The sequence below is a fragment of the Kurthia sp. ISK08 genome (assembly GCF_046159805.1).
GTDB classification, from domain to species: Bacteria; Bacillota; Bacilli; order Bacillales_A; family Planococcaceae; genus Kurthia; species Kurthia gibsonii.
The window spans coordinates 111522-127010 of the sequence record NZ_JBJXHL010000006.1; the positions used below are offsets into that span (position 1 = coordinate 111522).

Below are 15489 nucleotides of genomic sequence, written 5' to 3' on the forward strand. Positions count from 1 at the left end.
AGAGCCGAATCCATTATTTCAAAATGGGTTCAGCTCTTTTTTCATTCTTGTAAAACATGTTCATCGATTTGTTTCAAGTGATAGTAGATGCCTTGTTGTTCAATTAAATCTGCATGTGTACCTACTTCTGCAATACGTCCCTCATCCATTACAAGAATCTGGTCCATCTGTTCCAACCCTTGTAGGCGGTGGCTAATCATGACAACCGTTTTCCCTTTCGTTTTTTGAATGAGTTTATGATGCAAACGTTTGGTTGTTGCAGGGTCAAGTGCAGAAAATGGCTCATCTAGTAACCAAACAGATGTATTTTTCAGCCACATGCGACCTAGTGCAAGTCGCTGCTTCTCCCCACCTGATAGGTTTTCGCCATGCTCTAACACTTGCATGTTTAAATCAAAATCAAGTTCCATCTCTTTTAATACATAGTCTAATTCTTCGTCTGTAGCAATTGGTTTTGCGATACGTAAATTATCACGAATTGTACCATAGAAGAAGTGATTTTGTTGTAACAATACCGTTGTCTTCTTCCATAAATCTTCGGATTGAATTTCTTCAAGCGGTTGTCCTGCAATTCGAATTTGCCCACTTGTTGGGTTATAGAGGTCGAGCATCAATTGGAAAATAGTCGATTTACCAGAGCCACTCGCGCCGACAATCGCTGTTCGCGAACCTTGTAAAGCCATAAATTGAATGTGTTGTAATGTGTCTTCAGCTTGCCCTTCGTATCGAAAAGATACATCTTGAAAAGCAATTGAAAATGGTTGCTTTTTAATAAATGTACCAACATCTGTTTCTTTACCAAAGTCCTCTTGTTCAATCATTTGTAAACGGGTCATCGCTTGATCCGACTCTTTCTCAAATGTAGGAACGAGTGCCATTGGAATCGCTAAATCAAACACCGTCAATGTAATTAACACGAGCATCGCTAAATATAAACCATTCAATGAACCTGTTGTCACAAAGTATGCACCAATCACGAGTACCGAAGCGACAGTCAGCATGGATACGAATGCATTGAGTGCTTGGTCACGAATAAGTGCCTTACTCTCCTTATGCTGTTCCTCTGCATAGGCATCCGCAATCGCTGCTACTTCATCCATTTGTTCATGTAATGTATGACTAATCGTTAAATCTCGATAGCCATATAAAACTTCCGTCATCTCCGTTGAAAGTGCCGCACGCTTTTCTAGCTTATGTTGCCCTATTTTTTCATGTCTTTTCGTTCGCAGCGTTGGAATAACAACTGCAGTTAAAATGAGACTGACTAGAATAACGAGCGCAATCCATACCGAGTAAAACATCGTAAAGAAAATCGTACAAATAAAGACAATTGCCAAAACAATCGGTGGATAAAATACTCGTAAAAAGAAATTTTGAAGTGACTCTACATCGCTGACAATACGCGATAGTAAATCACCACTACGATATTTTGTAAAGATACGTGGTGCTAGTCGTTCGAGTTGGTCATAAAAGGTCATACGAATATTACTCAATATTCTCAACGTACCTTCATGTGAGACAACTCGTTCAAAATAGCGACTTACTGATTTCGTAAAACCAAATAACTTTAAACAAGCTGCTAAAATTAAAATAACGTAAAGTGGTGGTTTTAAAGAGGCTTCCGAAATGATATATCCACTCATCGCAAATAGCCCTGCAGCTGTAATACCACCAATACTTCCTAAAAGAATGGAGATGAGAACAGCTTTTCTTTCTTGCATGACTAAATTAACAAGTACCTTCATGTCGCTCGCCCCCTACCATTTCACGATAAATCGCACTCTTTTGAAGTAATTCCTGATGTGTACCTGTCTGTTCAATTGTTCCATTATGAACGAGTAGAATTTGATCTGCTTGTTGAATCGTATGCAAACGATGCGCCACTGTAATGACGGTTCGTGTTTGTGCTAATTCATCCATTACACGCTGTAATAATTGTTCTGTTTGCACATCTAAGCCCATCGTCGGCTCGTCAAAGAAGACAATTGTACATTGTTTATAGAAAGCACGCGCAATCGCTAGGCGCTGCTTCTCCCCGCCCGACATACCGCGACCTGCTTCGCCTACTGCTGTATGCATACCATTCGGTAATGTCGCAATCCAATCGCCTAATTGAGCCTGTTCAATTGCTCGCTGAATGGCTACTTCATCACAAGCACCTTTCTTCATTTGAATATTTTCTGCAATCGTTCCCGTAAATAAATACGGATGTTGTGAAATATAGGCAATCTGCTCAAACCAAGCATCTTTCGAGACTTCTTGGCGCAGCTTCCCATCGATTTTCACATGACCTTCTGTTACTTCATATACACCAGCTAGAATGTTTAGAAGCGTCGTCTTACCCTGTCCTGTGGGTCCTACAATCGCTGTTCGACTATTCGGAGGGACTTTCACATTCAGTTGTTCTAATTTGAACGCATCACCATATTGAAAAGCACCCTGTTCAATCGCAATACTTGGTTGTTGTTCAAGTGACTGTGTCCCCCATTTCACTGGCTCGATTGGACGCTCTAATTCCTCTTCTAAAATTTCAGCTGCAGCCATAGAACCACGCCCTGAATGGAATGCACTACCTAAGTCTTTAATCGCATTATAAAACTCAGGGGCAATCGCTAAAATGAAAAATGCAGGGGCAAATGTCATCGTTTCAAATGTAATCATTTGATACGCAATTTCGATGGCAACTAGTCCAATTCCAAGTGTTACAACTAATTCAATGAAAAATGTCGAAGCAAACGCCACTTTTAAAATACTCATCGTTGATGTTTGAAAAGCACGATTATTCTCAGCTAATTCTTCTCGTTGTTGCTTCCCTTGACCAAATAATTTTAATGTTTGTAGTCCTTGTACTAAATCTAAAAACTTTCCTGAAAAAAAGGTCAGCTCTTTTAATTGTCGTTCTGATTTTTTCTGCGTTTGTAAACCAACAATAATATACGCAACTGGAATAAGTGGCGCTGTACATAAAAGAATCAACCCGCTATAAATATGTGTCATAAATACGGCTATTAATAAGATGAACGGTACAAGCATCGACTGGATCACTTGTGGCACATAATCGCGGTAATAACTTTCTAACTGGTCAATCATCTCAATTAACATTGTGACTTTGCTACCGGTCTGTCCTTTGACGGATATCTGAAGCGGGTCTTGTTGCCACTTTTTAAGCAGTGACTGGCGGACACGTTTTTTCACATTCGTTGATAGACGGACACCTAATTGGCGATTTACACTCGTACAAATAACACGAATAATAATCGCACCCATTAATACTGCTATATAAGGAAATGTCGCTGAAAAAGCAGACTTTTTAATAAACACTTCATTGACAACTTGAACAATTGCATAAGACTGCGCAATAATTGCTAACCCTATACAAATAGAAAAAATAGCATTCCCTACTAAAACACCTTTTTGTCTCATTGCCCATTTTTGTAGCCATATCATGAAATTGCACCTTCTCTCTTAATTCCACTATAGAAGAATTTATTATGCTTTTCTTGTTCCAATACCCTTTTCTAGACAGAATTACTTTTTCATTCACAAAAATTACATCGCTTCTTCACAAACGTGAAAAGTTTTTGAAGTTTCGTCATAATTTTTAGAATGAGAGGTGAATGATTCGATTCCACAACCCAATGTCCCGTTCCGCCGAACCAATGTCTCGTTTTGTTGAGCGAATGTCTCTTTCTACAAACCAATGTCCCATTCCACACTCCAATGTCCCATTTCTCCGAGCGAATGTCCCGTTCCGCCGACCCAATATCCCCTTTCGCTCACAATAAAAAACCAGCATAATGCAAACATTATACTGGTCCGTTACAGGGCTTATTCATGCCATGTGTACGTATAGAGTTGTTTTTTCTCTTGGATTGCTAAGAAATAGTCCTTACCATCGTTTTTCGCACGATAATATGCATAATCTCCTACTTCAATTGTTGGTTCATGATCTTGTAAAGATTTTTTCATATCACTCGTCAAACCTGTATCAATTGCATCCTCTTTAAACTTATTTAATAGCTTTTGATAATAAGCTTGGTTCTCTGTCGTAACTTCTTCCATCTCTGTATTCGTCATAGAGGGTATTTTATCGTATTCATATAATGTAACCCATTGCCCACTTCCTGCTTGGGCTAATTCATGCGCTAGAATGGGTGATTCCGCAGTTGGTGGTGGAATCGTCACGCCCCATTCTTGTTTATATGCATCTACAACAACTTTCGGATCCATACCGCCTTTTCCAGTCAAAATGTATAGAGAAGCTGTAACCAAAATAATAAAGAGTAAGATAAAATAATATTTCTTTTTCATGTAGAATCTCCCATAGTAAGTGATATAGTAAGATTATCAAAAAATAGCGTTCTATACGAATGAATACTGTAAAATATGCAAATTTAATGTGCGACCTACCATGCGAAGTTCAGTATCGGTATAGCCTTGTTTTATATACAAAGTACGCGCACGTTCATTTCCTTCATCCAGTGTTAAAATAATACGTTTAATATGTGTAAAATTCTTTTGCACATAGCTTGGAATTTTTTCAAGAATTTTTGTCGCATAGCCATGTCCTTCATAACGAACATCTGTTGAAAAAGAACGTAATAAAATATCATGTTCGATACCTAAAAAAATCGAGAGGGCCTTTCCCCTCATGCAAAACAAAAAATGTTACAAATAAATCCTCATCCATCGCCAAAATAGAGTGCCTCTCGCAGTCTTCTATTTTTATAACTTCACGTGGTGAGGCAGTGTAAAGCAGTTGATCTTCTGTTAGTAAATAGTTTTGAATACGTGGCTCATCTTCAACCGTAAATTTTTTAAAATACATACATTCATCCCCTTTTCTTCATTTTACAGAAAGAACGCTTGTTCGTAAATTTTAAACTATAAAAAGAGGTACTACATTTATGGAAATCATCACAACTCAATTAATCTTCATCGCGATTTTCATTTTGATGATTCACTCAATTGAAACACTCGCTTATGCAGTTCGCTTATCTGGCGCGCGAGTTGGCTTACTTGCCTCGGCACTCTCATTATTTAATATTCTTGTGATGGTGTCACGTATGGCAAATATGGCGCAACAACCATTCACAGGAAACTTACTCGATGAAGCACCTCAAGATGACGGTTCTTTTTTAGAGACACAATTTCGCTTCATTATCGGCGCTTCAACAGTTGGCACACTTGTAGGTATTCTTCTACTTCCAACATTTATCGCGGTATTCTCACGAGCAATCATCCATTTAACAGAGGTTAATGGTTCAGTTGGCTCTTTGTTTAAAAAAGGATTTACAGAAGGTTACTTTCGCCGCAGTTTAAACTATATTCGCTTACCCAAACGAAAAGACTGGCAAGAGATTGAATGGAAGGATGCACCGTATCGCCTATTCTTTATTAATATTTTTATTACAGCCATCTATACGATTGGTGTCTTATCTGCTTTATATGCGGCGCTCTTAATGCCCAGTCATAGTGCAACTGCTACAATGGCATCTGGACTGATTAATGGTGTAGCAACAATCCTTTTAATTATTTTTATTGACCCAAAGATTTCTGTCATGGCGGACAGTGTAATCCGAGGAAAAGGTCGTTATAATCAACTGAAAACAGCAAGCATTTTTATGATTACATCAAGATTAATCGGTACTCTAGTAGCTCAATTATTATTTATTCCTGGGGCAAAATATATCGCTTGGTTCACAACACTCCTCTAGGAAAGGACATATATTGTCTATTTCAAACGTAAATTTAGTTGTATTTTTCAATAAATCTGATAAAATACGAATGGTCATTTGAAAGGGGTGTCAGCCATTGACTTGGGAGATTTTTAGTGTCGTCGGAACGATTGCTTTTGCAATATCTGGTGCAATTATCGCTATGGAAGAAGAATATGATATTTTCGGCGTTTACTTACTAGGAATCGTCACAGCTTTTGGTGGTGGTGCAATCCGTAACGCATTACTTGATATTCCTGTTTCTGCACTTTGGGAACAAACTTCATTATTCCAAATTGCGCTTGTATCTATAACACTCGTCTTTTTATTTCCCCATAAAAGTATCGCGCATTGGAATCGATGGGGGAATTATTTTGATGCGGTTGGTCTATCTGCATTTGCTATTCAAGGTGCCTTATATGCCGTCCACCTAAATCTACCTGTAGCAGCGGCTATCGTAGCAGGTATTTTAACAGGTTCTGGCGGTGGGATTATTCGTGATTTACTAGCAGGGCGTAAACCACTTGTTTTAAAACAAGAAGTATATGCGGTCTGGGCTGGAATCGCTGGTTTAATTATTGGACTTGAGTGGGTAAAAGCCGATTGGGCGCTCTACACATTATTTGTCGTTATCACGATTTTAAGAATCATTTCATATATTTATAAATGGACATTACCATTTAAATCGTTAAAACCAACGATTGTAAAATAAAAAGCTAGGTTGTTTTCGATGAATAATCGAACAACCTAGCTTTTATTGTATAATTTGCTGCCAACAAATCACTTTTTCTTCAAAAGATTTGACGTTTTTACCTGGAACGGGACTTGTTGAAGGCATAAGCATATATGAAACTTGCTCTGAAAAAGTATGTTTAAAATACTTCAAAAAAACACGTTCTGCTTTCCCGCCATTAAAAACAATACGTTCAACATTCGGATAACGAACAAGCAACTGTTCAAAATCATTTGGCACTTCTTGTTTAATAGCTGAATCTAGACTTCCTATACGCTCACAAGAAGCAATCGCATCCCATAATCCAATCTGATTGTCTAATAACCATGCAATCTTTTTATCATATGTAGATGGTACATCTTGCTGTAAAATACGCGACATAATTCCCCAAAAATGATTTCGTTCATTTCCGTAATACTGTTGCTTCTCAAGAGAAATTTTTCCTGGCATCGAACCAACAATTAATACTTTCGTCTGTTCGTCAATAACAGGTGCTAGTACATTATTAATTTTAGCCATTAAAAGCTTGTTTTAGCTTTTCAAATTGTTCTTGAAGAACTTCTAAATCTGGTTTCGATGCTTTTTGATCCGCCTTCACATTAATTTCATAACGTAATTTTGAATAATGTTCATCAAATTTTGCAACAGCTTGTTGGAAATCTTTTAATGGTTGGAATGATTCAAATTCCGGATCCATAAATGTATACACTTGGAATGAATGTACACTCGCACTAAAATGTGAATAGTTTTCCATGCCTTTTTTGCCTGTTGGCTCACCTTTTTGAAGCGCTACTGCATTGTCGATGATACTTTTAGCCGCATCAATTAATAATTGTGTATTAGTTGAATCCATATGTTACCCAACTACCTTTCTTTTAATCAAATTGACTTCTCTTACCAATTGTAGCATATCGACGCAAATTTTTTATATGTAAAACACTTGATTAAATTTGAACATTACAGCCCCTTTCAACTAATATATCCAGCCAAGGTGGAACATCTTCAATTGGATTATCACGTAAGTCAAGTTCCTGTAAATTCGTTAGTTGTAATAGCTCAGATGGAACCTCTGTTACTTGATTGCCTCGCATATTTAATACTTTCAAAGCCTGACATTTAAACATCTTACCAGGGAATCTTTTTAATTGATTCGCTTGTAAATCGAGTACTTCTAAGCTTGAAAAACTTGGCGTAAAATCCTGTATCTCAGCAATTTGATTATATCCTGCATAAAATTCTTTTAGATGAACAAGTGTATAAAATGAACGTGGAATTGTCATAATTTGATTATGGTCGATTGATAAATGTGTTAATTGAATAAGCATACCAATCTCTTCAGGGATTTGAACAAATTGGTTGTGTGAAATATTTAAAGATTTTAGTTTATGTAAATTCCCAATCGTACTTGGCAATTCTTTCATTTGATTGTATTCAACGTGTAATGCTCCCGATAAATTTTGTAATAACCCTACCTCTGCTGGCATCTCTTCAATTTGATTATGGGATAGATTCAATTCTTCCAATTCAGTTTGTAAAAATAATTCATTTGGAAAACAAGTTAATTGTTGTTCAGATAAATCGACACATGTCATTTGACCTTCTGCATTAGAAAACATCTATTTAAAACCTCCTATCCTTTATTTTTATACAATCTTAGTATGCTAGTTATATCGTCATATTTATTTCATTATATAGTATAAAAGGTCTTTAATTATATAAAAAAATGGATATTATTGAAATGTAAGCATAACATCTCTATTAAAAATATAAACAAAACGTTATTGAATCTGTCTTTCCACTATGTATTTGTTAGAAATCAATATTTTTATTATTATACTAATAATATGATTTACCCAAATTATGTTATAAAAAAACCTCGAATACACTAATGTACTCGAGATTTTAAGATTACTTTTTTTGTTTTTGAATATAGATAACTAAACTTAACACACTAATTAAAATAATGATTAAATGTAGTGCTAATAAAAGTCCGCTTGTTTGTTCTGATATTGGTAACAATACCGTTAAAATACCGATACCTAATAAAAAATAGGCACTATTCGTTGCGACTTGTAATAGTGATTTTTTTATTTGAGTTACTTGCATACCAATAAGCATTTGCAAATTTTTAGTGCGCCATAAATAAATAGCTAATAAAATAAGTGCCGTTCCAATAACGGTTGTTGGCACAAAGTCCATCGCCTTCATATTCTTCATTCCTTACCTCGGTTGAATTGTCCATAGCCCACAACAATGAGCATATTTCTTAAATTGTACCTTGGCAAATGTCGAAATGATAGGTAAAAGCTTTGTCACGATAAAATAATATTCGCTATCATCCCACTCATCAATATGCTGTTTACGACATTTACTCTGTAAAAAGTGTGTTTCAAAGCTAATGTCGCCAATATAGACGACACCACCTTCATTTAGATGTGTCAATAATTCACGCAACAGCCTAACTTTGTCGTCATCTGTTAAGTGATGCATCGCATAGGTACTGATAATAACATCGAATTTTTGATTCGTAATCAACTTCGATGTATGGTGTAAATCGCCTTCGATAAAAGTCGCTTTTGGCATTTTATCGCGTGCAATGTTCAACATCTCTTCCGAAAAATCAATACCTGTAATATGATGTCCTGCATCATATAAACGTTTCGTTAGTTTACCTGTTCCAACGCCTAAATCGACAATATTTTGTACACCTTTTGCACAAACTTTTTCGTATAAAGCTTCCATCATTGGTTCATACCCCGCAAAAGGATATGCCTCTTGTTCATCACTTAATTTAACTGTTTGATCATAGCTTGAAGCCCATAAATCAAAACCTTTATTATCCAACATCAATGTAGAACTCCTCCAGATTATTCCGGAGAATTTACATGTGTAAACCCTCCTTATTTGCTGTAATTGTTTTCATTGATTTAATCATGTCCAACACTCCTTCATTTTTTCTTTTTTTATTTAAGCTTCATCCCATTCATCAAAATACAATGCCATATGGTACTCATCAATATATTGATGATTTGGCATCTTTAAAATATCTTTTTCCATACCGATAATTTCAAAACCAAAAGATGTATACACACCTTTTGCAATTTGATTTTTCACATTAACTTTGAGATGAATTTGCTCACAACGTAATTCTTTTGCACGCATAATCGCTGCGGCAATAATTGGCTTACTAATGCCCTCTCCTTGATAATCTTGATGCACATAAATTCCTTTTAAAGAAGCGATATGACGCAATTTCAGCCTTGTATTTGTCTTTAACGTGACCATTCCTACAAGTTGTTCTTTCTCAAATGCGCCAAACACAATATGGTTTTGATTATTTAGAAAATTTTCAAAATAATGAGGTTCATATGTTACTTCTTCTTCATAAGATGCGGCAAACGCGGTTGGAGAGTGTTCAAGTGCTTGTAATCGTAATTCTCGATAGATCTGTGTATCTTCTTTCGTTAACACGCGAATACGCACAAAAGACCCTCCTTTATTTTTTGATATTATACCACATTTTAGCAATTACAAGCCATTATGACCCAAAATGAAAAATGAGCTATAACGAGTCGGGTAACTCGTTATAGCTCATTTAGATTCAAAAAGTGTAAGCGATTTTTTTGGAGAAAAGTGGCTTACCTTTTTGTTTCCAATATCTATTTTACTAAACATATGCAATAAAAACTAGATATAACTTTGTATAGGATGTAACCCTTTATCCTCGATTTAAAGCATTTTCTTCTAAAGCTACTATTTTAGAATTATTCACTATTGCTTGATTGGATTTACTTTGTAAAAATACGCTCATATTGGAATTCTTTTGTTGCTTCATCTCGTGTAATTAAGAAGACATCTGGATTCGTCATCTTCTGCCAATCTTCAAAGCTAAACTGATCATTAATTGTTTGTAAGAACATCGAGATTAAATTACCATGACTGACAACGACTGCTGCTTCTTCAGGTCGTTCAATTAACTCGTTCATCACTTCTACAATGCGCGCTTGTGCTGCACGACCTGATTCGCCACCCTCAAATTCTAAATCCATCTCTACAAAGCCTCTTTGCATCCATGTCAGCCAATCATCCACTTTTAATGTGCTAAATACACGCTCTGTTAAACGCTTTTCTTCATGAATAGGTAAATCACGTGATGCAGCAATTGGTTCAGCTGTCTGAACTGCTCGGTCATATGTACTCGCCATAATTAAATCGATGGGATACTCTTCAAAAAATGGAATTAAGTCTTGTGCTTGTTGACGTCCTTCTTCTGTTAATTGTGCTTTAGGCTGTTGACCATCCGCTTTACAATGACGTACTAGGTAGATTTTTTCCATAGAATCTCCTTCTTTCTAATTGATTGTCTCATTATACAAAAAGTGTGCCCGAATGAATAGTTATAACCTTTCATTCGGACACACATCTTAGCGTATAAAAAGCCACCATATAATATACAGCGGTAGTAAAAATCCTAAACTATATAAAACAATGCTTTTCCACATACACTTTAATTTATTAACCCATAACTGCATAGAAAACTTCCTTCATTCATTTTCTATAGTATAGTAAAAATCATTAGAAAATGCGATTAAAGTAGATTACGAATACCTAATATGAATTCATAAAGGAAATACAATGCGAAACCAATTAGAAGAATACCTGCAACAATAGAGACGTTTCGAATCACTTTGCGACTCATTGCCCGTCTTGAAATCGATACAATCGCTAATAGACCGACATCATGTAAAAGAATACCTGTTAAAATACCGAGCCCTGCAAAACCGAATTCATGGACACTATATGACTTTGCGAGCACTGCACCAAATACAGATACCCAAAAGACTAAGTTTCCTGGCGATACAGCTACTAAAATTCCGTTTTTATATGTACGCCAAAAAGACTGATTCGGTTTTTCTCCTGCTAAACTAATTCCTTGATCTGCATTTTTAATCGAATCATACGCTAAATAAAATAAAAAAGCGGCGCCAACAATCCATAGTGGTAATTGAACAAATGGAAGTGCTAAAAATGAAGCTAATCCAAAATACAGTGCAATAATTAATGCGGCATCAATCGTCATGCCGCCAAGTCCAACTGCCCATCCATGAATAAAACCATTTTTCAAACCTTGTTTTGTCATTTCAACAGTCATGGCTCCGATAGGTAAAGCAATTGTAAATCCAACAATTAAATAAGAAATATATGTTTCCATAACTTTACCAACTCCTTACTTGATTATAAGGAGAATAAGTGTGAATATCAATACATAAATAAGAATATTTATACTTACAAGATATAAAAAAAGCAACTCTCCTAAGAGAGTTGCTTTTTACGGACAAACTTTAAAAATTAAAGTTTAGTTACGTTAGTAGCTTGTGGTCCGCGGTTACCTTCTTCAACTTCGAATTCAACTTTTTGACCTTCGTCTAAAGTTTTGAAACCGTCGCCTTGGATAGCTGAGAAATGTACGAATACGTCGTTTCCACCTTCAACTTCGATGAAACCGAAACCTTTTTCTGCATTAAACCATTTAACTGTACCTTGTGTCATTATGAATGACCTCCTATTAATGAATTCAATAATAGATTGTTCAACCGAGAATAAAAATACACCTGCTAGAGTGACCGCATTATACAGTCTTCCAAACAGGTGAATGTATTGTATACGCTGAGCCAATTTCATTATTAATAACAGTATAACCTATTTTGTCCGATTTGTCTAAAAAAGACTATCCAATCATTAAAAATTTTCTGCTTTTTTATACAAAAATCTTTACTTAATCAAGGTTCCTTGATGGAAAAACAATTTCCAATCTTTCTCTTTTTTACGCCAAATCGAACTTCTTAAAGCTTGCTGTTTTGTTAAAATATTTGTTGTTTTATATGTTACTAGAATGACACTTTCATCTACAAAACGTTCTTCATAATCTTCTACACGGAAAAAACGTTCTGTTGGTGGTGATTCCTTACCGATGGCATTTAGCTGATCTTGTTTTGTGTATTGTGTGCCGATTGTGCCAAATTCGATAAAGTCTTCATCCATCATTTGATCAAACTCATCATACACATAATCTTGCAATCTCATCTCTAAGTCATATATTTGCATCATAAGCATCTCCCCTATACTTCACAATACACTTTACTTATACCCCTTTATCCATGAATTAAAATTGTCATTTGTATTTGATTAATTTATACAGTAACAGGGAATGTAGAATAGGGATGAAAAATCACTTTAAAGGAGCGTTTTAAATGAATTTTAAAAATGTTACGGTTGCTGGTAGTGGTGTTTTAGGAAGTCAAATTGCTTTCCAAACTGCTTTTAAAGGCTTTAACGTAAGTGTTTATGATATTAATGAAGGAGCGATTAAATCCGCACAGGAACGCGCTCAAAAGCTTGCTGAGACATATAAACACGAAGTTGCAAGACATCCTTCAGAGGTAGACGATGCCCTCGCTCGACTTTCTTTCTATACAGATTTAGGTGAGGCTGTAAAAGATGCTGATTTAGTTATTGAAGCTGTTCCAGAACGAATTGATATTAAAACAAGTTTTTATGAACAATTAGCAAAAGTAGCACCTGAAAAAACCATCTTTGCAACGAACTCTTCTACAATGATTCCAAGTCAATTCCGCGATGCAACAGGACGACCTGAAAAATTCCTAGCACTGCACTTCGCAAACGAAATTTGGAAAAATAATACGGCTGAAATCATGGAACATGATGGAACAGATTCAAAATACGTAACAGAAGTAATTGATTTTGCTCGTGCGATTGGCATGGTTCCACTGCATATTTTAAAAGAACAGCATGGCTATATTTTAAATTCATTACTTATACCATTACTTAATGCTGCACAGGCATTGTACGCAAACGGTATTGCTGAACCACAGACCATTGATAAAACGTGGATGATTGCGACTGGTTCACCAAGAGGGCCATTTGCTATTTTAGATGTAGTTGGCTTGCAAACCGCTTACAACATCGTATCTGCAAGTGCAGATAAAAATCCGATTGCTGGAAAAATTGCTGACATTTTAAAACATGACTTTATTGATAAAGGAAAGATGGGTGTTGCGACAGGCGAAGGGTTCTATAAATACCCAAACCCTGCTTATGCCGATCCAAACTTCTTAAAATAATTCGCTCAACAAAGGAGAAATTTCGCTATGACGAGATTTCTCCTTTTTAATTTGTATAATTTCATTTGATTACGCATACTTAGAGTATTCATATATGTAGAAAGGGTTAAATAAATGGCTGAAAAAGAAAAAATCTCAAAGAAAAATTTTAAAAAGTTCGTTCAACTCGTTAAAAGTACCAATCCGCCAAAACTTCTAATCGTGATTGCGCTTATATTAACACTCTCCACAACTGCTGTATCGTTGATGGTTCCGCTATTCACGAAGAACCTCGTAAATGACTTTACGATTGACGATTTGAATAAGACAACCATCGCCTTATTAGTCGTTGCAATTCTTGTACAAGCATTATCAGGTGGGTTCTCCATCTACATTTTAAATCGCATTGGACAAAGTGTTGTCGCTGGCATGCGTGACCGTCTATGGAAGAAGTTATTGGTTCTACCCATTAATTATTTTGACGAAAATCCTTCTGGTGAAACAGTAAGTCGCATGACGAATGATACGACCGTCGTTAAAACACTTATCTCAGAACATCTTGCCAACTTCTTATCAGGTATCATCTCGATTATTGGTGCAATGATTGTCCTGTTCATTTTAGATTGGCGCATGACAACTGCGATGTTTATCGCCATTCCGTTAGCTGCCGCCATTCTAATTCCGCTTGGTCGTAAAATGTACAAAATCTCAAAGAATACGCAGCTTGAAACAAGTAAATTCACAGCACTTTTAACACAGGTACTCTCTGAGATTCGTCTTGTGAAATCTTCAAACTCTGAGAAAATTGAATACAATAACGGAGCAACAGGTATTCGTAACTTATTCAATTACGGTTTAAAAGAAGCAAAAGTATATGCTTTTATTGGACCGATTATTAACTTAGTTATGATGATTTTATTAGTTGTATTACTCGGTTATGGTGGTATGCGTGTATCTTCTGGGGCGCTATCAGCAGGTGCATTAGTAGCTTTCATCATGTACCTCTTCCAAATCATTATGCCAATGGCACAAATTGCAGAGTTCTTTACGCAATTCCAAAAAGCTTCAGGTGCAACCGAACGTATTATTGAAATTTTAGAAGTTGAAGATGAAAAAGATGGTTATGAAGAAGTTCAAAAAGTTGATGAAGCGATTCAGATTGAGCGTTTATCTTATAACTATCCAGATAAAGAACCTGTATTAAAAAACCTAAACTTTACGATTCCGCCGAATCAAGTAACCGCAATTGTCGGTCCGAGTGGTAGTGGTAAAACGACCTTCTTCTCTCTTATTGAACGTTTTTACCAACCACAAGAGGGAGCGATTCTTCTTGGTAATCAAGATATTCAAAACTTCTCTCTACTATCTTGGCGTAAGCAGATTGGCTATGTGTCACAAGAAAGTCCGATTATCGCAGGGACCATTCGCGACAATATCATATATGGATTAGAACGAGAAGTATCAGACGAAGAAATCAATCGCGTTATTAAAATGGCCTATGCCGATCAGTTTATTGAAAACTTAGAAGGTGGCATTTTAACCGAAGTAGGTGAACGTGGCATGAAGTTGTCTGGTGGACAGCGCCAACGTATCGCCATTGCACGTGCGTTCTTGCGTAACCCGCAAATTCTAATGTTAGATGAAGCAACATCGAGTTTAGATAGTAAATCCGAACAAGTTGTACAACGTGCGTTAGAGGAGCTCATGAAGGGGCGTACAACAATTGTGATCGCTCATCGCCTCTCAACCGTTATTCATTCCGATCAAATTGTCTTCCTAGAACAAGGTGAGATTACAGGGATTGGTACACATCAAGAACTTTATGCAACACATGCACTCTATAAAGAATTCTCTGACCAACAACTAAAAGGTTTACAAGCCTAATCAAAAAGAAGAATCGTTCCTCACGTGAAGGGGC

At 36.2% G+C, this 15489-nt stretch carries 19 protein-coding genes; 4 read left to right on the forward strand and 15 right to left on the reverse strand.

All coding sequences use genetic code 11. The features are described 5' to 3' along the window. Positions 1–41 precede the first annotated feature (41 nt). The 5 genes from cydC to ACKVQX_RS11760 form a co-directional block, all read right to left on the reverse strand. A complete protein-coding gene (gene cydC, locus ACKVQX_RS11740; RefSeq protein ID WP_409136347.1) occupies positions 42–1745 on the reverse strand; it encodes a thiol reductant ABC exporter subunit CydC in 1704 nt (567 codons plus the stop codon). After that, a complete protein-coding gene (gene cydD, locus ACKVQX_RS11745) occupies positions 1729–3447 on the reverse strand; it encodes a thiol reductant ABC exporter subunit CydD (RefSeq protein ID WP_409136348.1) in 1719 nt (572 codons plus the stop codon). Before cydD ends, cydC begins: the two co-directional genes overlap by 17 nt. Before the next feature lie 381 nt (positions 3448–3828). Next, positions 3829–4311, reverse strand: a complete 483-nt coding sequence (locus ACKVQX_RS11750; RefSeq protein WP_409136349.1) for a hypothetical protein — start codon at positions 4309–4311, stop codon at positions 3829–3831. Between the two features lie 51 nt (positions 4312–4362). Next, positions 4363–4653 carry a GNAT family N-acetyltransferase gene (locus tag ACKVQX_RS11755; RefSeq protein WP_068450382.1) on the reverse strand — a complete coding sequence of 97 codons (291 nt, stop codon included), beginning with the start codon at positions 4651–4653 and terminating at the stop codon, positions 4363–4365. Beyond that, the gene (locus ACKVQX_RS11760) at positions 4610–4828 is read right to left on the reverse strand and encodes a hypothetical protein (RefSeq protein WP_156422321.1); all 219 of its coding nucleotides are present in this window, start codon (positions 4826–4828) and stop codon (positions 4610–4612) included. Before ACKVQX_RS11760 ends, ACKVQX_RS11755 begins: the two co-directional genes overlap by 44 nt. 79 nt (positions 4829–4907) lie before the next feature. Here ACKVQX_RS11760 and ACKVQX_RS11765 point away from each other — a divergent pair, with 79 nt between their 5' ends. Next, positions 4908–5717, forward strand: a complete 810-nt coding sequence (locus ACKVQX_RS11765) for a lipid II flippase Amj family protein (protein WP_409136350.1) — start codon at positions 4908–4910, stop codon at positions 5715–5717. A gap of 97 nt (positions 5718–5814) precedes the next feature. Then, complete coding sequence (locus ACKVQX_RS11770) at positions 5815–6429, forward strand: trimeric intracellular cation channel family protein (protein WP_068450378.1); 615 nt, start codon at positions 5815–5817, stop codon at positions 6427–6429. A 42-nt stretch (positions 6430–6471) separates the two neighbouring features. Here the strand turns inward: ACKVQX_RS11770 and ACKVQX_RS11775 are convergent, their stop codons facing one another. The 10 genes from ACKVQX_RS11775 to ACKVQX_RS11820 form a co-directional block, all read right to left on the reverse strand. Next, on the reverse strand, positions 6472–6969 hold the full coding sequence (locus tag ACKVQX_RS11775; protein WP_087681060.1) for a DNA-deoxyinosine glycosylase: 498 nt from the start codon (positions 6967–6969) through the stop codon (positions 6472–6474). Continuing rightward, entirely contained in the window at positions 6962–7303 is a 342-nt protein-coding gene (locus ACKVQX_RS11780; RefSeq protein ID WP_087681059.1) for a hypothetical protein, read from the reverse strand. Before ACKVQX_RS11780 ends, ACKVQX_RS11775 begins: the two co-directional genes overlap by 8 nt. 91 nt (positions 7304–7394) lie before the next feature. Further along, complete coding sequence (locus ACKVQX_RS11785) at positions 7395–8066, reverse strand: leucine-rich repeat domain-containing protein (RefSeq protein WP_068450370.1); 672 nt, start codon at positions 8064–8066, stop codon at positions 7395–7397. A gap of 292 nt (positions 8067–8358) precedes the next feature. After that, complete coding sequence (locus ACKVQX_RS11790; RefSeq protein WP_156422320.1) at positions 8359–8667, reverse strand: hypothetical protein; 309 nt, start codon at positions 8665–8667, stop codon at positions 8359–8361. 3 nt (positions 8668–8670) lie between these two features. Continuing rightward, positions 8671–9297 carry a class I SAM-dependent methyltransferase gene (locus ACKVQX_RS11795; RefSeq protein WP_087681056.1) on the reverse strand — a complete coding sequence of 209 codons (627 nt, stop codon included), beginning with the start codon at positions 9295–9297 and terminating at the stop codon, positions 8671–8673. Positions 9298–9417: 120 nt separating this feature from the next. Beyond that, positions 9418–9933, reverse strand: a complete 516-nt coding sequence (locus tag ACKVQX_RS11800; protein WP_068450365.1) for a GNAT family N-acetyltransferase — start codon at positions 9931–9933, stop codon at positions 9418–9420. A 305-nt stretch (positions 9934–10238) separates the two neighbouring features. Continuing rightward, complete coding sequence (locus tag ACKVQX_RS11805) at positions 10239–10787, reverse strand: histidine phosphatase family protein (RefSeq protein ID WP_068450363.1); 549 nt, start codon at positions 10785–10787, stop codon at positions 10239–10241. A gap of 251 nt (positions 10788–11038) precedes the next feature. Continuing rightward, positions 11039–11662: a LysE family translocator gene (locus ACKVQX_RS11810; protein WP_409136351.1), complete on the reverse strand. Its 624-nt coding sequence runs from the start codon at positions 11660–11662 to the stop codon at positions 11039–11041. 137 nt (positions 11663–11799) lie between these two features. Continuing rightward, the gene (locus ACKVQX_RS11815) at positions 11800–12000 is read right to left on the reverse strand and encodes a cold-shock protein (RefSeq protein WP_068450358.1); all 201 of its coding nucleotides are present in this window, start codon (positions 11998–12000) and stop codon (positions 11800–11802) included. A gap of 222 nt (positions 12001–12222) precedes the next feature. After that, entirely contained in the window at positions 12223–12558 is a 336-nt protein-coding gene (locus ACKVQX_RS11820; RefSeq protein WP_068450356.1) for a DUF4440 domain-containing protein, read from the reverse strand. 143 nt (positions 12559–12701) lie between these two features. Here ACKVQX_RS11820 and ACKVQX_RS11825 point away from each other — a divergent pair, with 143 nt between their 5' ends. Beyond that, the gene (locus ACKVQX_RS11825) at positions 12702–13592 is read left to right on the forward strand and encodes a 3-hydroxyacyl-CoA dehydrogenase (protein ID WP_409136352.1); all 891 of its coding nucleotides are present in this window, start codon (positions 12702–12704) and stop codon (positions 13590–13592) included. Positions 13593–13706: 114 nt separating this feature from the next. Then, entirely contained in the window at positions 13707–15455 is a 1749-nt protein-coding gene (locus ACKVQX_RS11830; protein ID WP_342302962.1) for an ABC transporter ATP-binding protein, read from the forward strand. Positions 15456–15489: the final 34 nt, after the last annotated feature.

Coding starts and splice junctions, on each gene's coding strand:
- ACKVQX_RS11775 (WP_087681060.1), bottom strand. CDS start 6,969: ATGGCTAAAATTAATAATGTACTAGCACCTGTTATTGACGAACAGACG.
- ACKVQX_RS11790 (WP_156422320.1), bottom strand. CDS start 8,667: ATGAAGAATATGAAGGCGATGGACTTTGTGCCAACAACCGTTATTGGA.
- ACKVQX_RS11765 (WP_409136350.1), top strand. CDS start 4,908: ATGGAAATCATCACAACTCAATTAATCTTCATCGCGATTTTCATTTTG.
- ACKVQX_RS11830 (WP_342302962.1), top strand. CDS start 13,707: ATGGCTGAAAAAGAAAAAATCTCAAAGAAAAATTTTAAAAAGTTCGTT.
- ACKVQX_RS11810 (WP_409136351.1), bottom strand. CDS start 11,662: ATGGAAACATATATTTCTTATTTAATTGTTGGATTTACAATTGCTTTA.
- cydD (WP_409136348.1), bottom strand. CDS start 3,447: ATGATATGGCTACAAAAATGGGCAATGAGACAAAAAGGTGTTTTAGTA.
- ACKVQX_RS11795 (WP_087681056.1), bottom strand. CDS start 9,297: ATGTTGGATAATAAAGGTTTTGATTTATGGGCTTCAAGCTATGATCAA.
- ACKVQX_RS11825 (WP_409136352.1), top strand. CDS start 12,702: ATGAATTTTAAAAATGTTACGGTTGCTGGTAGTGGTGTTTTAGGAAGT.
- ACKVQX_RS11785 (WP_068450370.1), bottom strand. CDS start 8,066: ATGTTTTCTAATGCAGAAGGTCAAATGACATGTGTCGATTTATCTGAA.
- ACKVQX_RS11750 (WP_409136349.1), bottom strand. CDS start 4,311: ATGAAAAAGAAATATTATTTTATCTTACTCTTTATTATTTTGGTTACA.
- ACKVQX_RS11780 (WP_087681059.1), bottom strand. CDS start 7,303: ATGGATTCAACTAATACACAATTATTAATTGATGCGGCTAAAAGTATC.
- ACKVQX_RS11760 (WP_156422321.1), bottom strand. CDS start 4,828: ATGTATTTTAAAAAATTTACGGTTGAAGATGAGCCACGTATTCAAAAC.
- cydC (WP_409136347.1), bottom strand. CDS start 1,745: ATGAAGGTACTTGTTAATTTAGTCATGCAAGAAAGAAAAGCTGTTCTC.
- ACKVQX_RS11820 (WP_068450356.1), bottom strand. CDS start 12,558: ATGATGCAAATATATGACTTAGAGATGAGATTGCAAGATTATGTGTAT.
- ACKVQX_RS11815 (WP_068450358.1), bottom strand. CDS start 12,000: ATGACACAAGGTACAGTTAAATGGTTTAATGCAGAAAAAGGTTTCGGT.
- ACKVQX_RS11805 (WP_068450363.1), bottom strand. CDS start 10,787: ATGGAAAAAATCTACCTAGTACGTCATTGTAAAGCGGATGGTCAACAG.
- ACKVQX_RS11755 (WP_068450382.1), bottom strand. CDS start 4,653: ATGAGGGGAAAGGCCCTCTCGATTTTTTTAGGTATCGAACATGATATT.